This window comes from Stappia sp. BW2, from assembly GCF_008107695.1.
Classification (GTDB): Bacteria; Pseudomonadota; Alphaproteobacteria; order Rhizobiales; family Stappiaceae; genus Roseibium.
Genome location: NZ_VIRG01000103.1, coordinates 92000 through 109891, shown reverse-complemented (window position 1 = coordinate 109891; position 17892 = coordinate 92000). Strand labels below are relative to the sequence as shown.

Sequence of the window (17892 nt, the reverse complement as noted above, 5' to 3'; positions counted from 1 at the left end):
GTTTGTTCGCGATATATCCGGGTTCCTGATAGGGAATTTTGGCAAGAGTATCTGGCGTTGAAAACCACAAACCCCCGGCGCTGGCGCCAGGGGATGTGAAGAAAGCTGGTCTTGCTGGACCTTGTTTTGTTTGACTGACCAGGGAGGGTTCAGTCTGTTCAGCCGTGAAAGAATGGCGATCTGCACTGCCGGCGAGGGCCGTGGTACGGTTTGAAGGAATTGTCCCCTTTGCGATAGGAACGATAACGGTTGTAGCACCAGGACACATGTTTCCCCCAGCTGACACCGCCAGGCACCTTGATAATGAGCCTGTTATTATAGTGATGGCCATGCCCGAAACCGTGGCCATGCCCGAAACCGTGGCCGTGGCCGTGCCGGTGATGATGACCGTGCTTGTGACCGTGGCCATGCCCGCCGGCGAAGGCCGCATTTGTACCGCTTAGCGCAGTCGCGGAGGCCAGGACGGTGATTGCCATGGCCGTGATGATGGATTTCTTGAACATTTTGACATTCCTTTTGTTTGCTACAATATTGATTTGCTTCGGTAAATTGATTTTGTCGCTTTCAAGGGGCTGGCAGAGCTCCGGAGCCTGGGCAGTTCGACCTGCCCTACCTATTTGAAAGTCTCCAGAGGACACTCATGGCGACGGCTCTGACCAAGCCCGTTGCTTCGCAACGGCTGTTGTCGGTCGCGTTTAACCCTTGTAATACGGGGAGAAACACCTCTGGCGAGGACCGGTATGGGGCTGATAGCTGTTATCGTAATCACGGTAGGTGTTGTAACGGCCATAGCACCAGTCGACGTGCTGCCTCCAGCTACCGTCGCGACCATTGACATAGCTGCGCTGGTGCTTGTAGCCGCCGTTGTAATTGTTGTGGCCACCGTAGCCGCCATGGTTATTCCCGGGACCATAACCACCAGCGAACGCGGAAGAGCCGAATGCGCTTGTCGCAAGAGCAACCGCGGCGATGGTCGTGAGGACCGCTTTTTTGAGCATTTCAATCTCCTTGGGTTTCACCGGCAGTTGTTTTTCGCCGATGACCAAAACCTAAGTGAGATTCCGGTCCTTGACCTGTGACGACCGACACCGCATAGTAATCAGTCGAGGTAAGTATCTATTTTTATTGAATATTTTTTAGCAATTGCATTGAATTCAACGGTCAGACTCAGCCAAAAATAGTCAGTTTCGCAGCCTTGCTGGAGGTGTTTCAGCTTCTCGGCACTGACATTCTCCATCACGGCCCGCGCCGTAACAGTCGGAGCGGCAAACGCCATCCCAGTCGTCGACATACGGTTTTGCCCGACAATTGGCGCCGACCGCAGCCACGGTGTGCGGTCAGTGCTGTGGGGGGCGCAAAGTTTGGGGCGTTATTTCATGACTTCCATGATCAGATCGCCGACATTGGTCGGGAAGGACGGGTTCGACCGCATCAGCGCGGCGGCCCGCCTTCCTTCTTCCAGTGTTCTGATCTGGCGGCGCAGTTTGGGGATGTCGGTGGCCGGGCCCACCAGCCCGAAGGCCGGAGCGCCCAGGGTGACCCGGCCGCTGTCCTGTGCTGCCGTCAGGCGCTTTTCACATCGACACGCTGCGCTTTGCGACACCACACCGCAAGTGGTCTGCACGAAGCGGGTGACCTCCTTGCGGGCGCGGCTCAGCCTCTGCCGATATGCGGCGGCGGAGATCTCGAGCGCCTCTGCCGCCTCGCTGTCGGACATCTCGAACACGTCACCCAGCACATAGGCAATGCGCAGGCTTCGGTTGAGGCAGGTCAGCATCGCCAGCGTGCAGCCGATCTTGATCTCTTCGATTGCGATGGCCGTGATCGTGCTGTCGGTCTGGTCGTCGTCGGGGGCGGCGAGCCCGCTTTCCAGATCGTCGGCGAAATCCTTGAAACTCATCCGCATGGCCTCCACGCGGCTGCGCTTGCGCATCCCGACAAGGTGCCGGGACGCGACTTTCAGCGCCCAGCCACCGGCGGCCCGGTCGTCGCGGATTGTGCCGAGATGGGTGATGATCTTGATGAGAATTTCCTGCGTGGCGTCCTCGGCATCGGCGGGATGCGCAAGCATCCGCATGGCAAGTCCATAGATCGGGCGCTGCAAGGACTGCACCACCGATGCCAGCGCCGCGCGGTCTCCTTGCCGCGCGGCGCTCACCTGTTCGGGATCGAGAATGATCATGCCTCAAGCCGTGCCTGAAGGGACACCAGCTCTTTGGCCAGGGTCTTTTTCTGGTCTTCCAGTGCTCCCTCCATCATTTCAAGAGGCACCGGCGGTGCCATCAGAACGAAGGAATAGATCGACGTGTCGCTCACATCCTCGGTCACCCGCGAATAGGCCGCCCCCTTTGAGCCATCGGGAAAGGTCATAATCCAGTCGACCGTCCCGTGTTCGGCGGATGCGCGGGTTTCCAGCCGGATGGGAACGGCCCCGTTCGGTGTGACCAGCTCGGCGCTTTCGGCGTCGGCGGATTTGAACGCGTTGGTCCATTTGGGCAAATTCTCGGGGTTGGCGATATAGGCAAACACCTCCGAGTGGGGTTTCGCGATGCTGATGGATTGCACGTCGTGGGTTTTCATTTTGTCGTCCTCAGTGACCTGCGCCGGGCCAGTCCCGGCCGCATGTAAAGAAAGAGGCGGCGGTGCGGGAAACTGTGACAAAGAAAGTTGGAAAAAATGGCGACCGGGTACGCGGCCCGGTCAACGCTTGCGATAGGCGGCGGCCTTGGCCCTGTTGCCGCAGACCTCCATCGAGCACCAGCGCCGCTTGTGGTTCTTGCTGATGTCGAGGAAATAAAGCGTGCAGCTCGGCCCCTCGCAATTGCGCACATAGCGGAAATCCGCCTCGGCGATCAGGCGCGCTGCGGCAAACGCGATCCTGACGATCAGATCACGCGGCTCGGTCAGCGGGTGCCTGTCGAGCAGCGTAAGGGGCTGCGCGGTGGAGGCGTCCGATTTCTCGGCAGGTGCGATCTGCAGGAAACGCGGTCCGCGCGCGAGGGTCGTATTGATCTCGGCAATGACGGGATGGCCCACATCTGTCAGCGGGCTGCCGCAGACCTCTTCTATGAAGAGCCGGAACCTGTCGCGGAAGGCGACGATCTCCTGCCGGGCCTCTTCAAGCGCGGGCGCGGTGGCCGCTTGGCGGAAGGTGGCCAGCTCGGACTCCGAGGCAAGCCCCGTCGCGACCAGCCAGTCCAGCAGATCCGGTCCGGTCTCCAGCCAGTCGTAGCGTTCGGATCGCGGCTTCGCGACGCTGTTCAGGAAATCCAGCGCGGGATTTTCTCCGACGAGGAACGGCGCCGGTCTGGGGTCCTGTTTCATCTGGTCCTGCGTCTCAATAGCAACGGTACGATCGTCTTTGATAACCGTTATTACCAGATTTTACCAGTTACACATTCGCGAACGTCATCACAAAAAAGTAACTGTCAAAAATCGAAATCAAAGGTTAGTAAATAACCGTCGAAACAAATTTGACTGGTTATCAATAGTGCAGCATGAACCGATCATCATCGAACCGCCGCCCCGTCGCATCTTACCCCTCTTGACAGGCGTACCTGACCCGTGAGCTGCCCGGGACGTTGATTGCCTGCGCTGCCAGCGATCTCTCCTTACCCCTGCCGGCGTGATCTGCCTGCACGGGCTGATGCCAGGTGCCGAGACGCGCATCTTCGATGCCGGTCATTTCGCACTGGAAACCCGCGCCCCGATAACCGGCGCGGCTATCGGCAACGTCTTTGCCCCCTGACCTCAACCAGCTGACCTCAACCAACCGACCCCAACCGAAAGGAATGACGCCATGACCAAAATTCTCTATATCGCGGCATCGCCGCGCGGCCCGATGTCCCAATCCGGCGAGCTTGCCGAGGCCTATCTTGCGGCGCGGCAGGCAGCCCAGCCGGATGTTGCCATTGACCGGCTCGAGCTGTGGAACGCTGACCTGCCCGAGTTCGACGGCGACAAGGCGGCGGCGAAGATGACCTTCTTCGGTGTGGGCGACATGGACGCGCCGCGCCAGAGTGCCTGGGACCAGGTGGTCGCCGTCACCAATCGCTTCATAGAGGCGGATGAATATGTGCTGTCGGTGCCGATGTGGAACGGCGGCATTCCCTACAAGCTCAAGCAATATATCGACATCATCACCCAGCCCGGCCTGCTGTTCGGCTTCGATCCCGAAGCGGGGTACAGCGGGTTGCTGAGTGGCAAGTCGGCGCGGGTCTTCTATACCTCAGGGGTTTATGCACCGGGGGCACCCGCCAAATATGGAACCGATCACCATTCGACTTATCTGGGCTGGTGGCTTGATTTCATCGGCGTGAGCGAGATCGAAACCGTCCGGTTCCAGCCTTCACTGCTGACCGCGGACCCGGCCGGAGACCAGATGAAGGCGCTTGAGCGCGCACAGGATCTTCACCTGCAACTGGCCTGATGACAAAGGCTCCGCCCCGGCGCACAACGACGTCGGGGCGGCAGCACGTTGCAGGGCGGCGGTGTAATCGCCGCGCACCGGGTTATCTTTCTTGATCGCGAAATCGAGCGCTCGGCAATTCCGGGAAATGCAGGGCCTGGGCGCTCGAAGACGAGGGATCAGGCCATCTGCGCACGAAGGGCTTCGTCGTGCATCAGCGACAGGATCTCGCGCTTGTATTCCATGAACGCCGGCGACGTCAGAACATCGATCCCGCGCGGGCGCCCGATGTCGATGGACAAGGTCTTCTTGAACCGGCCTGGGCGGGCGGACATGACATGCACCTCGTCGCCGAGGAAGACCGCCTCGTCGATATCGTGGGTAATGAACAGCACAGTCTTGCGCTGCTCCTGCCAGATTTCCAGAAGCAGCTCCTGCATCAGCTGCCGGGTCTGGCTGTCGAGAGCGCCGAATGGTTCGTCCATCAGGAGAATGCGCGGATCGTTGGCGAGCGCCCGGGCGAGCGCAACGCGTTGGCGCATGCCACCCGAAAGCTCTTTCGGATAGGATTTCTCGAAACCCTTCAGATGGACAGCGGCAATGAATCTGTCGGCGATATCCTCATATTCAGACTTCGGCAGGCCCTTCAGCTTCGGGCCGAACATGACGTTCTCACGCACCGTCAGCCAGGGAAACAGCGTGTAGCTCTGGAACACCATGCCGCGATCGGCCGAAGGACCCAGGATTGGTTTGCCATCAAGGTCGAGCCGGCCGCTGGTCGGCGTTTCCAGCCCGGCGACCAGCCGCAGCAGGGTCGACTTTCCGCAGCCCGAAGGTCCGACGATTACGGAGAAGGTGTTGTGCTCGACATTGAGCGACACATTGTCGAGTGCGAGTACAACGGGCTTGCCCTTGGGCTCGAAACGCACGGTGACGTCTTGGATGCTGAGAAGACTCATGTCGCAGGACCTCAAAAGTCGGCGGACCAGGGAAGCAGCCGCTGGCGCAGCCACTTGAAGAGAAAATCGGTCATCAGGCCGAGAATGCCGATGGTGAAGACCCCGAGCAGGATGACGTCGGTAAAGAGGCCGCGCATGGCGTTCAGGATCATGTATCCAAGGCCGCTGTTGGCTGCGACGAGTTCCGCCACCACCAGGTAGGTCCAGGCCCAGCCCATGGTGACGCGAAGATTGTCCATGACGCCGGGCATGCAGGCCGGCAGCAGGATGCGCCAGACCACCTGGCCACGGCTCGCCCCGAGCGTATAGGCACAGTCGATGAGATCCTTGCTGACCCGCGCGGACACGTCAGAGATCAGAATGAGCTGCTGGAAGAAGGTGCCGAGGAAGATGACCATCACCTTCTGCTCGATGCCGATGCCGACCCAGAGGATCAAAAGCGGGATCAGGGCGGAGACCGGAATGTAGCGCATGAAGCCGGTGATCGGCTCAAGCAACGCCTGAACCGCGCGAAAGCTGCCCATCAGGATGCCGAGCGGCACGGCCAGCACCGAGGCCAGCAGGAAGCCGGACAGGATGACCGTCAGGCTGGAGCCCATGTGGCCGAAGAGAGAGAGGTCGCCGACCTGCTCTACCCCGGCGCGCAGGACTTCGACGGGCGTCGCCAGGAAGTCCGGCGGCATGTAGCCGCCGTAAGTGAGCAGGCACCACACAAGCAGCACCGCCACGACGGAGGAAATACTCAGACCGATGTAAAGACCTCGAGAAATTTCCGTTTTCGGCGAAAACAGCGAAGATGTGTTCATGGTGCCTGCTCTGCTGACAAGGGTCGGTATGTTTCGGAAAACGCCTTACTGGACGATGTCTGGGACGACCATCGACTTCGGGTCGGACTCGAGTTTGAAGAGGCCGGCTTCCTCGCCGAGGGCCTTCGCGTCCGAGATGGTGCCGAGGATGCCATCCTCGTTCGCCGGATCCATGAAGGATGCGTTCATGTCACCGTCGTAGAAAACGATGCCGCCCCGGGTTTCGGCAAAGACCGCCGGGTCCTTCAGCCATCCACCAACGCCCTTGGCCATGATCTCATCGGCTTCCGCCTCGTTTTCCTTCTGCCAATCGACAGCCTTTACCCAGGCACGGTAGAAGGCCTTCAGGTCGTCCTTGCGCTCGCTCAGCGTTTTTTCCGTCGTGACGGCGACGTCGGTGATCAGGCCAGGGGTCGAGGAACTGTCGACCAGCAGTGTGCCATGCTCGGTATCCTTGCCGCGGGTCAGCCACGGTTCCCAGGTGACGGCTGCATCAACCCGGCCGGCCACGAAGGCGGCGCCGGCATCGCCGGCGGTCATGTTCTGGGTTTCAACGTCCGCAAGCGTAAGACCTTCGTTTTTCAGGAGCACGCTCAGAAAGAACTGGGAAACGGAGCCTTCGGTGTAGGCGACGGACTTGCCCTTGAGGTCGGCAACCGAGGTGATGTCCTTGTTGGCGACGATGCCATCGCCGCCCGCGCTGTCGTCGAGAGCAAACAGATAGACAAGCGGGCGCTTCGGCGTCGTGAAGGTCAAGACGGTGTCGATGGTGGTCACGGCAACGTCGATGCGGCCAGCGGCAAGGGCCGGCATGCGCGTCTTGACGTCTTCCATGACCAGAAGATCGACATCCAGCCCTTCTTCTTCGAAGAACCCCTTGTCTCTGGCGATATAGAGCGGGCCGTAGCCGACCCACGTCGAGTGGGCGACGGTCAACTTGTCCGCAGCGCTGGCGGGCGACACGGAGAAAGCGGCAAACAGGGCAAGAGCCACGCCGCTGAAGCGGGAGAGGTATCTGTTCATGCTGTTCAACTCCTGAAAGGTTTGATGTTTTTTTCTTGTTATCTCTAGTTGCGAAAACCGGACTTGCGCCGGTTCAGCGCTTTGTTCCCGGCGCCCCGGCAAGGACGCAGAGCAGTTCAAACATGATGGAAACGCCGACCCAGGCCGTTCCACCGGACGTGTCGAAGGGAGGCGACACTTCCACGAGGTCGGCGCCGATCAGGTTGAGACCGTCCAGCAGCCGCACCATCCGCTGGGCTTCGCGGGTGGTGAAGCCGCCGATTTCCGGCGTTCCGGTTCCCGGTGCGAAGGCCGGATCGATGCTGTCGATGTCGAAGCTGACATAGGTTGGCTTGTCGCCGACGATGGCACGAGCCTCGGCCATGACTTCATTGAGGCCCCGATCATCGAGTTCCTCGACGCGGATGATCCGCACCCCCTGTTCGAGGCCCCAAACGATGTCCTCGTCGTCATACATGGAGCCACGAATGCCGATCTGCACCACGCGTTTCGGGTCCAGATAGCCGTCCTCGATCGCGCGGCGGAACGGGGTGCCGTGGGTGTATTTGAAGCCGCCGAAATAACTGTCGAAGAGATCGGTGTGGGCATCGAAATGGATCATGCCAACCGGCGCGTCCGCGGCCAGCGCCTTCAGGATCGGGTAGGATACCAGGTGGTCGCCGCCGGCGCTGAGCGGCGTGATGCCACGCTGCTTCAGTTTCGAATAGAACCCGGTGATCCGCTCCAATGCGTCTGCGACATCAGCCGGATTGACGGGGGAGTCGCCCAGATCGGCTACATTGCGCATCTCGAAAGGCGCCGCGCCGCTGGTCGGGTGCAGGCGCCGGATCATCGTGGACAGATCGCGCAGCTGGCGCGGACCGTGGCGCGTGCCCGGCCGGTTCGTGGTGCCGCCGTCCCAGGGAACGCCGACGATGCCGATGTCGACCTCTTCGATGCGCTGGTCATCGAGGCCCAGCAGGGGCAGGCGCATGAAGGTCGGGACACCGGCGTACCTGGGCAGGTCGAAGCCGGAAATCGGCTGGAAAAAGTCGGACATGAACGGCTCCGCTGATTGGGTCACCGGATTATGTTGCCATGCAACATCACGTCCAATAATATCGAATTACAAGAGTAAACGTCCGAAGATTTCAACGTATCATGGTTTCATCCGTTTCCCCCTTGAGCGATGTCGATCTGCGTCAGCTGCGCATCTTCCGGGCTGTGGTCGATCACAACGGCTTCACCGCGGCGCAGGATGAACTCGGCCTGTCCCGTTCCACCATCAGTGCCCAGATGGCCGCACTCGAGACCCGGCTCGGGCTGAAGCTTTGCCACAGGGGCCGCTCCGGGTTTTCCCTGACGGAGCAGGGCCAGAAGATCTACGCCGAGGCGATCAAGTGCTTCGCGGCGCTGGAGAATTTTCGCAAGGAGGTTGGCGTCATGCGCGGCGGGCTCGTCGGCGAACTCAGGATCGGCGCCGTGGATGCACTGGTGGAAAACCCGAAATGCCGCCTATCGGAGACACTGGCGCTGTTCAACGATCGCGTTCCGGATGTCAATCCGACGGTCATGGTGCTCTCGCCCAACCAGCTCGGCAGCGCCCTGATCAACAAACAGATCGAGATTGCCATCGTGGCGAACCAGCCGCTGAATGCGGCTCTCCAGCTCGAAACGCTCTTTCACGAGGAGCAGAACCTGTTCTGCAGCTCCGGTCACGAGCTGTTTCACGCCGAGCCCAAAAGCGTGACGCTGGAGCGCATTTCGACGCTTCCCTATGCCCGGAGGGGGTATACGATCGCCACAGCCTACAATTCCGTCTTCGCCCACCCGCCGACGGCCACCGCCTATTCCATGGAGGGGCTTGCGCATCTCGTGCTGAGCGGCCGTTTCGTCAGTTTCCTGCCCTGCCAGTATGCGGAAAGATGGGTTGAGCGCGGCGAGATGCGTGCACTCCGTCCCGATCTCGTCAGCTTCCAGATCGGCATGTGTGTCGCCCACTACCCTGTGAGCACCCTGTCTCAGGTCGCCGAGATCTTCCGTACATGCCTCATGGAAATGCATGCGCCGCGCCGGAAGAACCGCTGACGGTCTTCGACAAGCTGCCGGCGTTCGGCGGCAGAAGGCTCAGGGTATTGCCAAGTCAGTTGCGGTTTCCGCTTACCAAGCGAAAGTTGTCGTCAACGGCGATCCGGACGATGGTCGGATTTGCGCTCAAGCATCGACTGCGTGCGTTTGTGTTGATCGCTCGATCACATCGACCAGCTCCTGGAACGTCAACTGTCCCTTCTCGCTGTTGTTCGGACTGAACAAGTCGTCCGGAAGGCAGCAGTCAAACTCTCTCTCCAGCGCCATGATAATACCCACAACATCAAGGCTGCCAGCTCCCAGTGTCGCCATTGTAGACTCTGGTTTGATGACCCAGCGGGCGAGTCTAAGGGTTTCTGCGACGACGGTTTTCGTGCGCGTTTCCAAGTCAGGCATGTCTTAAAATAGAACTCTCAAAACAAAAAGAAGTAGCTTGGTACAAAGTAACAGCGAGTGACGCAAGGGCATTTTGGGTGTGTGGCGACCAATTTTCCGAAATTTTAACATTGACATAAGCTACAATGGGCTGAGCGCCGATTTTTGACGAACAGGAAACGGAGATGTCGAAACGCAAGCGGTACTCGCCCGAGTTCAATACAACGAACGCGCTGAAAGCCCTGAAGGGTGAGGAGTTTGCGTCGCCTGGTGTGAACCGATAGGCAAAAATGAGTGATACTGGGGGAACTCTGCTGGGCGCGCTGTTTGGAGCTGCCGTTACAAGTGCAGCGACCATCTACGGAGCCAGTATAGGATATTTCAATCAGGCGCAGACCGGACAGGTTTCTATTCCGGTGACAGCTGCGTCATTCGGAAAAGAAGCCGTTTCGGACATTTCAAAACGCACCAGCATAAATCTCCGGCCAGCAGACGGCTCGGAAACCGATTGTCGGGTCGGTATTCATCTCGCGCGTGAAGCGCATCTTCGAACCATCTTTCGCGACATCCCTTCTCTGAAACCAAGGCTCAGGCAATCTTGACGCTTCCTGCAGGATCGAGAAAATCCCACCTTCGCACATCAAAGCCAGCGGTGGGCCTCTGCATCATCAGGGCCTAGCCGAACAGGGATTTTGCCTCTTCGCTGGTGTAGCGACCGAGCCTGACGTCTTCGGCGACGAGCGCGGGATCACGGTGGTCGGGGTCGCCATAGCCGCCGCCGCCCGGTGTTCCGACACGCACTCGGTCTCCTGGGGTCAGTGGGATGTCCTGAGCCTTGGAGAGATGCTCCGGCACCATGGCCTTGCCGTCTTGCCAGACGGTGACGGAATTCGGTTTTCCGTCCTTACCGCCCAGGGCGCCTTGCGGCCCGAAACGGCCGTGATCCATCACGAAGCTTGCCGTCGCGTGTCCACGCAGGAGTTCGATCTCGTAGTCGAGGCCGAAACCGCCACGGTGCTTGCCCGCCCCACCGGATCCTTCGCGAAGCGCATAGCGGTGATAGAGCACGGGAAACTGCTGCTCCATGATCTCCACCGGTGGCGCTTTTGAAATCCCGATGGTGGAACAGCCGTTTGACAGGCCGTCGTGATCGGAGTTGCCGCCATATCCGCCGCCGGAAATCTGGTACATGACAAAGCTGCGATTGTGCGCCGGGTCGAAACCTCCGAGGGCGAAGTTGCCGGAGCTGCCGGCCGGCGCTGCCGTGACGCGGTCCGGCAGGGCCTCGACAAGGGCGGCGAAGACTGCTTCCGCAATGCGCTGACTGACTTCAGCGGCGCAGCCGGACACCGGCCGCGGATATTGCGCATCCAGAAAAGTACCTTCCGGCCGGAGGACTTTCAGCGGCTCGAAGGCCCCGGCGCTGATCGGCACGTCCGGGAAGATGTGACGCATGGCGAGATAGACCGAGGAGAGTGTTGTCGCGAGAACCGAATTCATCGGCCCCATGCAGGGCTTGGAAGATCCGGTAAAATCGAACGTCAGTTCACCGTCCTGCGCGGTGATCGCCAGCCTGATCTCGAGCGGTTCGTTGACTACCCCGTCACTGTCCACATAGGCGATGGAGGTGTAGGTCCCGTCCGGAATGAGGCGGACATTGGCCCGCATCTGGTCTGCCGCCCGCTGGCGCAACTCGGCAATGGCCTCCTTCACGACACCGTCGCCATAGCGGTCGAGGATCCGATTGAGCCGTTCTTCGCCGACAAGTAGGGCCGCCGCCTGTGCCTTCACGTCGCCGATACGCTGTTCGGATACCCGAATGTTCGAGCAGATGATGGAATAGATTTCCCCATCCAGTTTGCCCTTTTTGAAGAGACGAACGGGTGGCAGTCTCAGGCCTTCCTGCTCGACAGAAGTCGCGGAGGCCGAGAACCCGCCGGGCACGGCGCCGCCAGTGTCGGGCCAGTGGCCGGTGTTGGACAGCCAGCAGAAGATTTCGCCATCGCGGTAGAACGGCATGGCGAAACGCACATCCATCAGATGGGTTCCGCCGAGATAGGGGTCGTTGACGATGTAGATGTCCCCGGGCTCTGGTGCCGGCACCCGTCCGTCCCCGATCATTTCTATCAGCGTTCGGGTTGAATACTGCATGGTGCCGACAAAGACCGGCAGACCGCCCGCCCCTTGCGAAATCAGCGATCCGTCTTCGGCCGAATAGATGCCGTCGGAGCGGTCATTGGCCTCGGCAATCACCGGGGAAAAGGCTGCGCGGGAAAAACTCAGGTCCATCTCGTCGCAGACCTGCTGCAGACCGGACTGGATGACGCTGAGAGTTATCGGATCGATGGTCATGCCCCTGCTCCCAGTTCGATGATGATGTTGCCGTCGGCGTCCTGGACCGCCTTGTCACCCGGATCGATGACGATGGTTGTGTCCATCTGCTCCACGATGGCAGGCCCCTGGATTTTAGCAGCAAGCGGGAGATGGTCGCGCCAGTAGATGGGCGTCTCGACCGGCCCGTTGAACCAGACCTGACGATGGCCGGTCAGGGCCTCTTCAAGCCTGTTCTTGCGCGCGGCTGGGTCGATCAGCAGCGAGAGGTCGATTTCGGCGCGCCGTCCGATAACCGAGCAATTGACGTTGACGAGGCTTGCCTTGATCTCCGGCAGTTCCACCCGGAAGCGGTTGAAATAGGCTTCTTCGAACAGTTTCTGCAGCTCCTCGAGCGTCGGCCGGGGCCCGGAGAGCGGGACGCGCAGCAAATGGGTCTGGCCGATGAACTGCATGTCGACGGAGTAGATTTCCCGCAGCTCCTCGATCTCGACCTTTTCCTTTTCGATCAGGGCGCGGCCTTCCGCCGCCTGCTGGTCGAAAAGCGCATGCACCGCGCCGATGTCCAGCTCGGCCAGCGGTTTGTTGACCGTGTTCACAAAGTCATGACGCAGATCCGCCACGACACAGCCGAGAGCATTCGTGATGCCCGGACGGGAGGGGACGAGCACGCGCGGAACACCAAGCTCGCGCGCGATTGCAGTCGCGTGCAGAGGACCGGCACCCCCGAAGGCAAACAGCGCGTAGTCGCGTGGGTCTTCTCCGAGGCTCACCGACACCATGCGCACAGCATCCGCCATGCGGGTGTTGGCGATACGCAGAACGGCGGCGGCAGCTTCGCGCGCGCCGAGACCGAGTGGTTGTCCGAGCTTTTCGGCAAAGATGGCCTCGATATCGGCAAGGACGACCGTGCCGGAAACCGAGTTGAGCTTTTCCGGGTTCATCCGCCCGAGCAGAAGATTGGCATCGGAGATCGTCGGGTCTTCGCCGCCCCGCCCGTAACAGATCGGACCCGGTGTGGACCCGGCGCTTTCCGGTCCGACCTGGAGGAGGCCCGCTTCGGTGATCCGGGCAATGGACCCGCCACCGGCGCCAACCGTGCGCACGTCGACCATGGGCACATGGATCGGCATGGCATATTCGATTTCAATCTCGTTCGAGACAGCCGGTTCGGCATTGCGGATCAGTGCAACATCGGTCGAGGTGCCGCCCATGTCGTAGGTCAGAAGGTTCGGGATTCCGGCCCGCCGGCCGGTGTAGGCGGCGGCCATGACCCCAGAGGCCGGCCCTGACATGACGGTCTTGGCTGCTTCCATCGCCACGCGCCGGGCCGACACCATGCCGCCATTGCCGTTCATCACCAAGACATCGTGGCGATAGCCTTTTTCCGATAGCTGATCTGCCAGCCGGTCGACATAGCGGCGCAGCAGCGGCTGGACGGAGGCGTTGATCGCGGCCGTCACGCCGCGTTCGAACTCGCGGCTTTCGGACAGGAGGGAATGCCCCAACGTGATATTGTCGTTTGGCCAGAATTCAGCGGCAATCTCCCCTGCCCGCTGTTCGTGTGCCGGGTTGGCGTAGGAATGCAGAAAATGAATGACGAGCGCTTCGCAGCCTTCGTCCAGGAGACGCTTCACGGCGTCCCGGAAAGCCGCTTCGTCCAGGGCGAGGCGGACAGTACCGTCCGCGTAGAGACGTTCTGGAACTTCAAGGCGAAGATCGCGCGGGATCACCGGCTTGAACTCGCCTTTCATTCCGTAGGGATTTGGTCGGGTCCTGCGGCCCAGTTCAAGCACGTCCCGAAAACCTTCCGTGGTGATCATGCCTGTCTTGCACAGGGTGCGTTCCAGCACGGCATTGGTGGTGGTCGTTGTGCCGTGCACGATCAGGTCCAGCGTTCGCAGGTCCGTCTCCGCCAGTTCGAGCGCCTTGAGGACACCATAGGCCTGATTGTCCAGCGTGGTCGGTGTCTTGGCGAGCCGGACCGTCCTGGAGCGGGAGTCGTATAGGACAAGATCGGTGAAGGTTCCGCCCACATCGATGCCGGCGACATTCGATGCTTCCACGTTTTCCGGTGTGTCGGGAGCTGGAGCGATTGACGGGGACAGGCTCATGGAAATTTCTATCCAATAGAGAGATTGGCAGGGACGTTACGGAGAGCGGTCAAGTGTCGGCCTTAACTTTGTCGGGTGCTGTTTGGGACCGGATAGCGGCCAGGACCTTGTCCGGCGTCGCGGGCAGATGAGAAACCCGTGCGCCGCAGGCGTCCTTGATCGCGTTGAGGATCGCCGGAGCCGTCGGGATCAGGCAATGCTCGCCCAGGCCCTTTGCGCCATAGGGTCCGTGTTCGTCTCCGGTTTCCAGAATAAGCGTCTCGATCGGGGGGACGTCTCCGATGGTCGGGATCAGGTAGTCGTGGAGGTTTTCCGTGCGGCCCGGAAGGAATTCTTCCATCAGGGCCAGTCCGATGCCCTGGGCAACACCGCCCTGAACCTGGCCTTCCACGAGCAACGGGTTGATGGCCTTGCCGAGATCATGGGCCGCGGTGATTTTCAGGAGATTGACCGTGCCTAATGCAAGATCCACCTCCAGCTCCACCATCTGCGCTGTCGTGCCGAACACCGCATAGGGAGAACCCTGCCCGTTTTCATCAAGCGGCAAGGTGGGGGGATCGTAGGATTCCACGGCTTCCAGCACATAGTCCCCGTTATCGGGTTCCAGCATGGGCAGGGAAATCCGGCGTTCACCAGCGGCGTCGCTCACGCGGATTTCGCCCGTGCCGAACTCAAGTTCGGCGGCGTCGGAAACATTGGCAAGTCGCAGGATCCGCGCACGCAACGCTTCGCCGCAGAGGCGGGCGGCATTGCCGGTGATGAATGTCTGGCGGCTCGCCGAGGTCTTGCCGGCATCAGGGGTCAGATCGGTGTCCGGTCCCACAATCCGGATCTGCGGAACGGGAACGCCAAGCGCCGTCGCAAAAATCTGCGTGATCACGGTGTTGGAGCCCTGACCGATATCGGTTGCGCCCTGATGAAGAACGACTTCACCGGCAGCCGTCACGCCGGCGCGGATCGTGGAAGGGTTCGACATTGAAGTGTTGCCGCAGCCGTACCACCCACCGGCAATGCCGACACCGCGGCGCCTGGGTCCGCCCTTGGCATTGACCTCGTTTGCCTCCGCGAGCGCTCGATCCCAGTGCGTTTTGAGCGCATCGAGACAGTCGCCGATGCCCATTCCGGTTTCGAACACCTGTCCCGTGACCGTCGGATCGCCGTTGCGCAGAGCGTTCTTCCGGCGGAACTCGAGCCGATCGATGCCGAGCGCATTGGCGAGGTCGTCATAGAGCGGCTCCTGGGCCAGCGCGGATTGCGGCACGCCAAAGCCCCGGAAGGCTCCGGATGGGGCAGTGTTGGTATGAATTCCGGCACTGCGGGCGACATAATTCGGTGTCTTGTAGGGACCCGACGCGTGGATGGGCACTCGGTTGGCAACGGTCGGACCCCAGCTCGCATAGGCCCCCGTGTTGAAGACGCCGTCGAATTCGGCGGCAACGATGTTTCCGTCTGCGTCCGCTCCAACCCGCATGGTGATTTCGGATGGGTGGCGCTTGGTGGATGTGGCAATGGATTCCGAGCGGCTGTAGGTGACGCGCACCGGCCTGTCCAGCAGCCAGGCAGCCAGAGCGACAAAGGGCTGGGCCGTCAGATCGAGCTTGGAGCCGAAGCCGCCGCCGACCGCTGTCGGTATGACACGCACCGCATTCGGAGGCAGCCCGAGGAGAATTGCCAGCCCTTCCTTGTTCATGACCGGGGCTTGGGTGCAGCAATGCACCTCGATCCGGTCTCCGGTGCGGCGGGCGAAGGCCGCTTCCGGCTCGATGTAGCCGTGTTCGATAAACCCGGTTGAAAACGACCCTTCCGCCACGACGGCGGCAGTGGCCAGGGCGGGCCCGGGATCCCCGCGTTTGACAAAACCGCGGCACATGACGTTTTGCGCGCGACCTTCGTGGAGATCCGCAATCCCGGCAGCTTCCTCCGGAACCAGCGCATGGGAGAGCGGCGTGAATTTGACGGGAAAGGCTGTCAGGTCGAGGCCGTTGACAAGATCGGCCGGCCCGACGATTGCCGCGACGGCTTCACCCTTGAAGCGCGTTTCCGTCTCGGCGAACATGGGCTGGTCCTCGAAGCCCGGGATCACGCCGAAGCAGTTCGTGCCCGGCACATCCCTGGCCGTCAGGACGAGATCGACACCGGTATTGGCCCTGTAGGCCTCAATGTCTCCCAGTTCGAAGGTGGCGTGGTGATAAGGCGAACGCACCACGCGCAGGGTGAGCGTATCTGCCGGGGCGACATCATCGCCAAACTTCTCGGTGCCCGTGACTTTCGGCAATCCGTCGACCCGGGCCATCGGCGTGCCGACACCGCCGACAGGCGCTTCGACCGAATTGCCGGCATCAAGCACCGCGTCAATGATCTTGCGATAGCCTGTGCAGCGACAAAGAACGCCGCCGAGCGCATCCTTGACGGCTTCTTCCGTCGGCGTCTGCTGCCGGCGAAGCAACCCGATGGCGGAGACCATCATGCCGGGCGTGCAGATGCCGCATTGCGCGGCCTGATGGCGCTGAAAGGCGGCGGCAAGGGCTTTTCCGGTCTCGTCGTTTGCAACCAGTCCCGCCTGGGTCTCGACCGTTGCCCCGTCGACCTGACCGAGTGCAGTGGTACAGGCACAGACGGGATTTCCGTCGATCAGTACGGTGCAGGCGCCGCAGTCACCTGCATCACAGCCGACCTTGACGTCTTTGGCATGGGCCCTTTCCCGCAGAGCATAGGAGAGCCGTTCGGCGGGAGGACCGTCAATGCGAACCGCGTGCCCGTTCAGTTGGAAAGTGACGCCTTGCAGCTCGTCGAACTCAGTCAGAGCCATGCTTATCTCCCCTCCTGCGCCGCCATAAGAACAGCGCGCCCGATCAATTCACGAACAGCGATCAGCCGGTAGTCCGCCGGAGCCCGTACATCGTCTATCGGGGCAAGCGGTGCGAGGTCGACGTCCTTCAGGCACGCCTTTACCTCTGTCGGCTCTGCCGGTGTACCTGCCAATGCCGCTTCCACGGACGGCAGGCGCCGGGCGACCTGAGAGCACGATCCGACGGCAACTGAAATTTCCGAAATCTTTCCGTCGTCCGCACAGTCCAGCGCGACCGCCACCATGGCAATCGAAATGACCAGATAGCGCCGGGCACCAAGTTTCAGGAAAGCGGAGTGGGTCCCCGTTTTTTCAGGAACGAGAACGGCGGTGACGATTTCACCGGGCTGTAGAACGGTGCGGCGCACGCCCGTGATGAAGCGTTCAAGCGGCACGCGCCGGACACCTGCCGGCCCGGCGATCTCGACGTCGGCATCGAGCGCCAGAAGCGGCGGTACGCCGTCGGCCGCCGGGGAGGCATTGCAGAGATTGCCCGCGATCGTGCCGGCATTCTGTATCTGGATGGACCCCACCTCCCGCGCGGCCTGCTGCAGGGCAAGGAACTGTGCCGGCAGGTCTGCGTCGCGGATGTCCGACCAGCTTGTCGTTGCGCCGAAACGCCAGGCGCCGTCTGATCTTGATATGCCGTTGAGAGACTTGATCCGGCACAGGTCGACGACCGGTTCCGCCGTCGTCTTTCCCGCGAGGGCCGGAAAGAAATCCGTTCCTCCAGCCAGCAACCTGACCGGTTCTTCGGACAACAAATGCAAGGCGGCTTCGAGTGTCTCGGGTCTATGGAATTGCATCGCGTCCTCAATGCATTTCATTAGCATACAAACGAATTAGATCTGCAACGAAGAACACTGTCAAGCAAACTGATGCGGAATTCTGATTAAATTCTGAACACGCATTTTTTGTTTGCTTTCTTTGAAAAGTTTGTTTGTATACTAACAATAAAGAA

Annotated in this window: 18 protein-coding genes; 3 read left to right on the top strand and 15 right to left on the bottom strand. The window is 60.8% G+C overall.

The genetic code is table 11. The annotated features are described in order from the left end of the window. Positions 1 to 158: 158 nt before the first annotated feature. From FMN63_RS29970 to FMN63_RS28945, 6 genes are all read right to left on the bottom strand, one after another. On the bottom strand, positions 159 to 266 hold the full coding sequence (locus FMN63_RS29970) for a BA14K family protein (RefSeq protein WP_286192798.1): 108 nt from the start codon (positions 264 to 266) through the stop codon (positions 159 to 161). Between the two features lie 429 nt (positions 267 to 695). Beyond that, positions 696 to 1046, bottom strand: a complete 351-nt coding sequence (locus FMN63_RS28960; RefSeq protein WP_205514401.1) for a BA14K family protein — start codon at positions 1044 to 1046, stop codon at positions 696 to 698. A 53-nt stretch (positions 1047 to 1099) separates the two neighbouring features. After that, positions 1100 to 1276, bottom strand: coding sequence for a hypothetical protein (locus tag FMN63_RS29460; RefSeq protein ID WP_153297113.1), 177 nt, complete (start codon positions 1274 to 1276; stop codon positions 1100 to 1102). A 93-nt stretch (positions 1277 to 1369) separates the two neighbouring features. Next, on the bottom strand, positions 1370 to 2182 hold the full coding sequence (locus FMN63_RS28955; RefSeq protein ID WP_148587633.1) for an RNA polymerase sigma factor: 813 nt from the start codon (positions 2180 to 2182) through the stop codon (positions 1370 to 1372). Then, the gene (locus FMN63_RS28950; protein WP_148587632.1) at positions 2179 to 2580 is read right to left on the bottom strand and encodes an SRPBCC family protein; all 402 of its coding nucleotides are present in this window, start codon (positions 2578 to 2580) and stop codon (positions 2179 to 2181) included. Before FMN63_RS28950 ends, FMN63_RS28955 begins: the two co-directional genes overlap by 4 nt. Positions 2581 to 2700: 120 nt before the next feature. After that, positions 2701 to 3324 (bottom strand): CGNR zinc finger domain-containing protein, encoded by a 624-nt coding sequence (locus FMN63_RS28945; RefSeq protein ID WP_148587631.1) that lies wholly within the window; start codon positions 3322 to 3324, stop codon positions 2701 to 2703. A gap of 475 nt (positions 3325 to 3799) precedes the next feature. Here FMN63_RS28945 and FMN63_RS28940 point away from each other — a divergent pair, with 475 nt between their 5' ends. Then, a complete protein-coding gene (locus tag FMN63_RS28940; protein WP_148587630.1) occupies positions 3800 to 4429 on the top strand; it encodes an FMN-dependent NADH-azoreductase in 630 nt (209 codons plus the stop codon). A 158-nt stretch (positions 4430 to 4587) separates the two neighbouring features. Here FMN63_RS28940 and FMN63_RS28935 read toward each other — a convergent pair whose 3' ends face one another. From FMN63_RS28935 to speB, 4 genes are all read right to left on the bottom strand, one after another. Continuing rightward, positions 4588 to 5367 (bottom strand): ABC transporter ATP-binding protein, encoded by a 780-nt coding sequence (locus tag FMN63_RS28935; RefSeq protein WP_148587629.1) that lies wholly within the window; start codon positions 5365 to 5367, stop codon positions 4588 to 4590. Between the two features lie 11 nt (positions 5368 to 5378). Further along, positions 5379 to 6173, bottom strand: coding sequence for an ABC transporter permease (locus tag FMN63_RS28930; RefSeq protein WP_148587628.1), 795 nt, complete (start codon positions 6171 to 6173; stop codon positions 5379 to 5381). A gap of 45 nt (positions 6174 to 6218) precedes the next feature. After that, positions 6219 to 7196, bottom strand: a complete 978-nt coding sequence (locus tag FMN63_RS28925) for an ABC transporter substrate-binding protein (RefSeq protein ID WP_148587627.1) — start codon at positions 7194 to 7196, stop codon at positions 6219 to 6221. Positions 7197 to 7269: 73 nt separating this feature from the next. Beyond that, positions 7270 to 8235 (bottom strand): agmatinase, encoded by a 966-nt coding sequence (gene speB, locus FMN63_RS28920; protein ID WP_148587626.1) that lies wholly within the window; start codon positions 8233 to 8235, stop codon positions 7270 to 7272. Between the two features lie 101 nt (positions 8236 to 8336). On the opposite strand from speB, the gene FMN63_RS28915 reads away from it, so the two are divergent. Further along, the gene (locus FMN63_RS28915) at positions 8337 to 9263 is read left to right on the top strand and encodes a LysR family transcriptional regulator (protein WP_148587625.1); all 927 of its coding nucleotides are present in this window, start codon (positions 8337 to 8339) and stop codon (positions 9261 to 9263) included. A gap of 126 nt (positions 9264 to 9389) precedes the next feature. Here FMN63_RS28915 and FMN63_RS28910 read toward each other — a convergent pair whose 3' ends face one another. Continuing rightward, positions 9390 to 9650 (bottom strand): phosphopantetheine-binding protein, encoded by a 261-nt coding sequence (locus FMN63_RS28910; protein ID WP_162530150.1) that lies wholly within the window; start codon positions 9648 to 9650, stop codon positions 9390 to 9392. Positions 9651 to 9928: 278 nt separating this feature from the next. Here FMN63_RS28910 and FMN63_RS28905 point away from each other — a divergent pair, with 278 nt between their 5' ends. After that, complete coding sequence (locus tag FMN63_RS28905) at positions 9929 to 10240, top strand: hypothetical protein (RefSeq protein ID WP_148587623.1); 312 nt, start codon at positions 9929 to 9931, stop codon at positions 10238 to 10240. Positions 10241 to 10313: 73 nt separating this feature from the next. On the opposite strand, the gene FMN63_RS28900 is transcribed toward FMN63_RS28905, so the two are convergent. The 4 genes from FMN63_RS28900 to FMN63_RS28885 are packed head-to-tail and all read right to left on the bottom strand — an operon-like array spanning position 10314 to position 17737. Continuing rightward, positions 10314 to 11990 carry a hydantoinase B/oxoprolinase family protein gene (locus FMN63_RS28900; RefSeq protein ID WP_148587622.1) on the bottom strand — a complete coding sequence of 559 codons (1677 nt, stop codon included), beginning with the start codon at positions 11988 to 11990 and terminating at the stop codon, positions 10314 to 10316. Next, a complete protein-coding gene (locus FMN63_RS28895) occupies positions 11987 to 14083 on the bottom strand; it encodes a hydantoinase/oxoprolinase family protein (protein WP_148587621.1) in 2097 nt (698 codons plus the stop codon). The genes FMN63_RS28900 and FMN63_RS28895 overlap by 4 nt, the downstream gene beginning before the upstream one ends. Before the next feature lie 49 nt (positions 14084 to 14132). Further along, positions 14133 to 16892, bottom strand: coding sequence for a molybdopterin-dependent oxidoreductase (locus tag FMN63_RS28890; RefSeq protein ID WP_148587620.1), 2760 nt, complete (start codon positions 16890 to 16892; stop codon positions 14133 to 14135). A gap of 2 nt (positions 16893 to 16894) precedes the next feature. Continuing rightward, positions 16895 to 17737, bottom strand: coding sequence for an FAD binding domain-containing protein (locus tag FMN63_RS28885; protein ID WP_148587619.1), 843 nt, complete (start codon positions 17735 to 17737; stop codon positions 16895 to 16897). Positions 17738 to 17892: the final 155 nt, after the last annotated feature.

Excerpts from the sequence above, each read along its gene's own strand:
- FMN63_RS29460 (WP_153297113.1), bottom strand. The coding sequence starts at position 1,276 with ATGGCGTTTGCCGCTCCGACTGTTACGGCGCGGGCCGTGATGGAGAAT.
- FMN63_RS28955 (WP_148587633.1), bottom strand. The coding sequence starts at position 2,182 with ATGATCATTCTCGATCCCGAACAGGTGAGCGCCGCGCGGCAAGGAGAC.
- FMN63_RS28950 (WP_148587632.1), bottom strand. The coding sequence starts at position 2,580 with ATGAAAACCCACGACGTGCAATCCATCAGCATCGCGAAACCCCACTCG.
- FMN63_RS28945 (WP_148587631.1), bottom strand. The coding sequence starts at position 3,324 with ATGAAACAGGACCCCAGACCGGCGCCGTTCCTCGTCGGAGAAAATCCC.
- FMN63_RS28940 (WP_148587630.1), top strand. The coding sequence starts at position 3,800 with ATGACCAAAATTCTCTATATCGCGGCATCGCCGCGCGGCCCGATGTCC.
- FMN63_RS28935 (WP_148587629.1), bottom strand. The coding sequence starts at position 5,367 with ATGAGTCTTCTCAGCATCCAAGACGTCACCGTGCGTTTCGAGCCCAAG.
- FMN63_RS28930 (WP_148587628.1), bottom strand. The coding sequence starts at position 6,173 with ATGAACACATCTTCGCTGTTTTCGCCGAAAACGGAAATTTCTCGAGGT.
- FMN63_RS28925 (WP_148587627.1), bottom strand. The coding sequence starts at position 7,196 with ATGAACAGATACCTCTCCCGCTTCAGCGGCGTGGCTCTTGCCCTGTTT.
- speB (WP_148587626.1), bottom strand. The coding sequence starts at position 8,235 with ATGTCCGACTTTTTCCAGCCGATTTCCGGCTTCGACCTGCCCAGGTAC.
- FMN63_RS28915 (WP_148587625.1), top strand. The coding sequence starts at position 8,337 with ATGGTTTCATCCGTTTCCCCCTTGAGCGATGTCGATCTGCGTCAGCTG.
- FMN63_RS28905 (WP_148587623.1), top strand. The coding sequence starts at position 9,929 with ATGAGTGATACTGGGGGAACTCTGCTGGGCGCGCTGTTTGGAGCTGCC.
- FMN63_RS28900 (WP_148587622.1), bottom strand. The coding sequence starts at position 11,990 with ATGACCATCGATCCGATAACTCTCAGCGTCATCCAGTCCGGTCTGCAG.
- FMN63_RS28895 (WP_148587621.1), bottom strand. The coding sequence starts at position 14,083 with ATGAGCCTGTCCCCGTCAATCGCTCCAGCTCCCGACACACCGGAAAAC.
- FMN63_RS28890 (WP_148587620.1), bottom strand. The coding sequence starts at position 16,892 with ATGGCTCTGACTGAGTTCGACGAGCTGCAAGGCGTCACTTTCCAACTG.
- FMN63_RS28885 (WP_148587619.1), bottom strand. The coding sequence starts at position 17,737 with ATGCAATTCCATAGACCCGAGACACTCGAAGCCGCCTTGCATTTGTTG.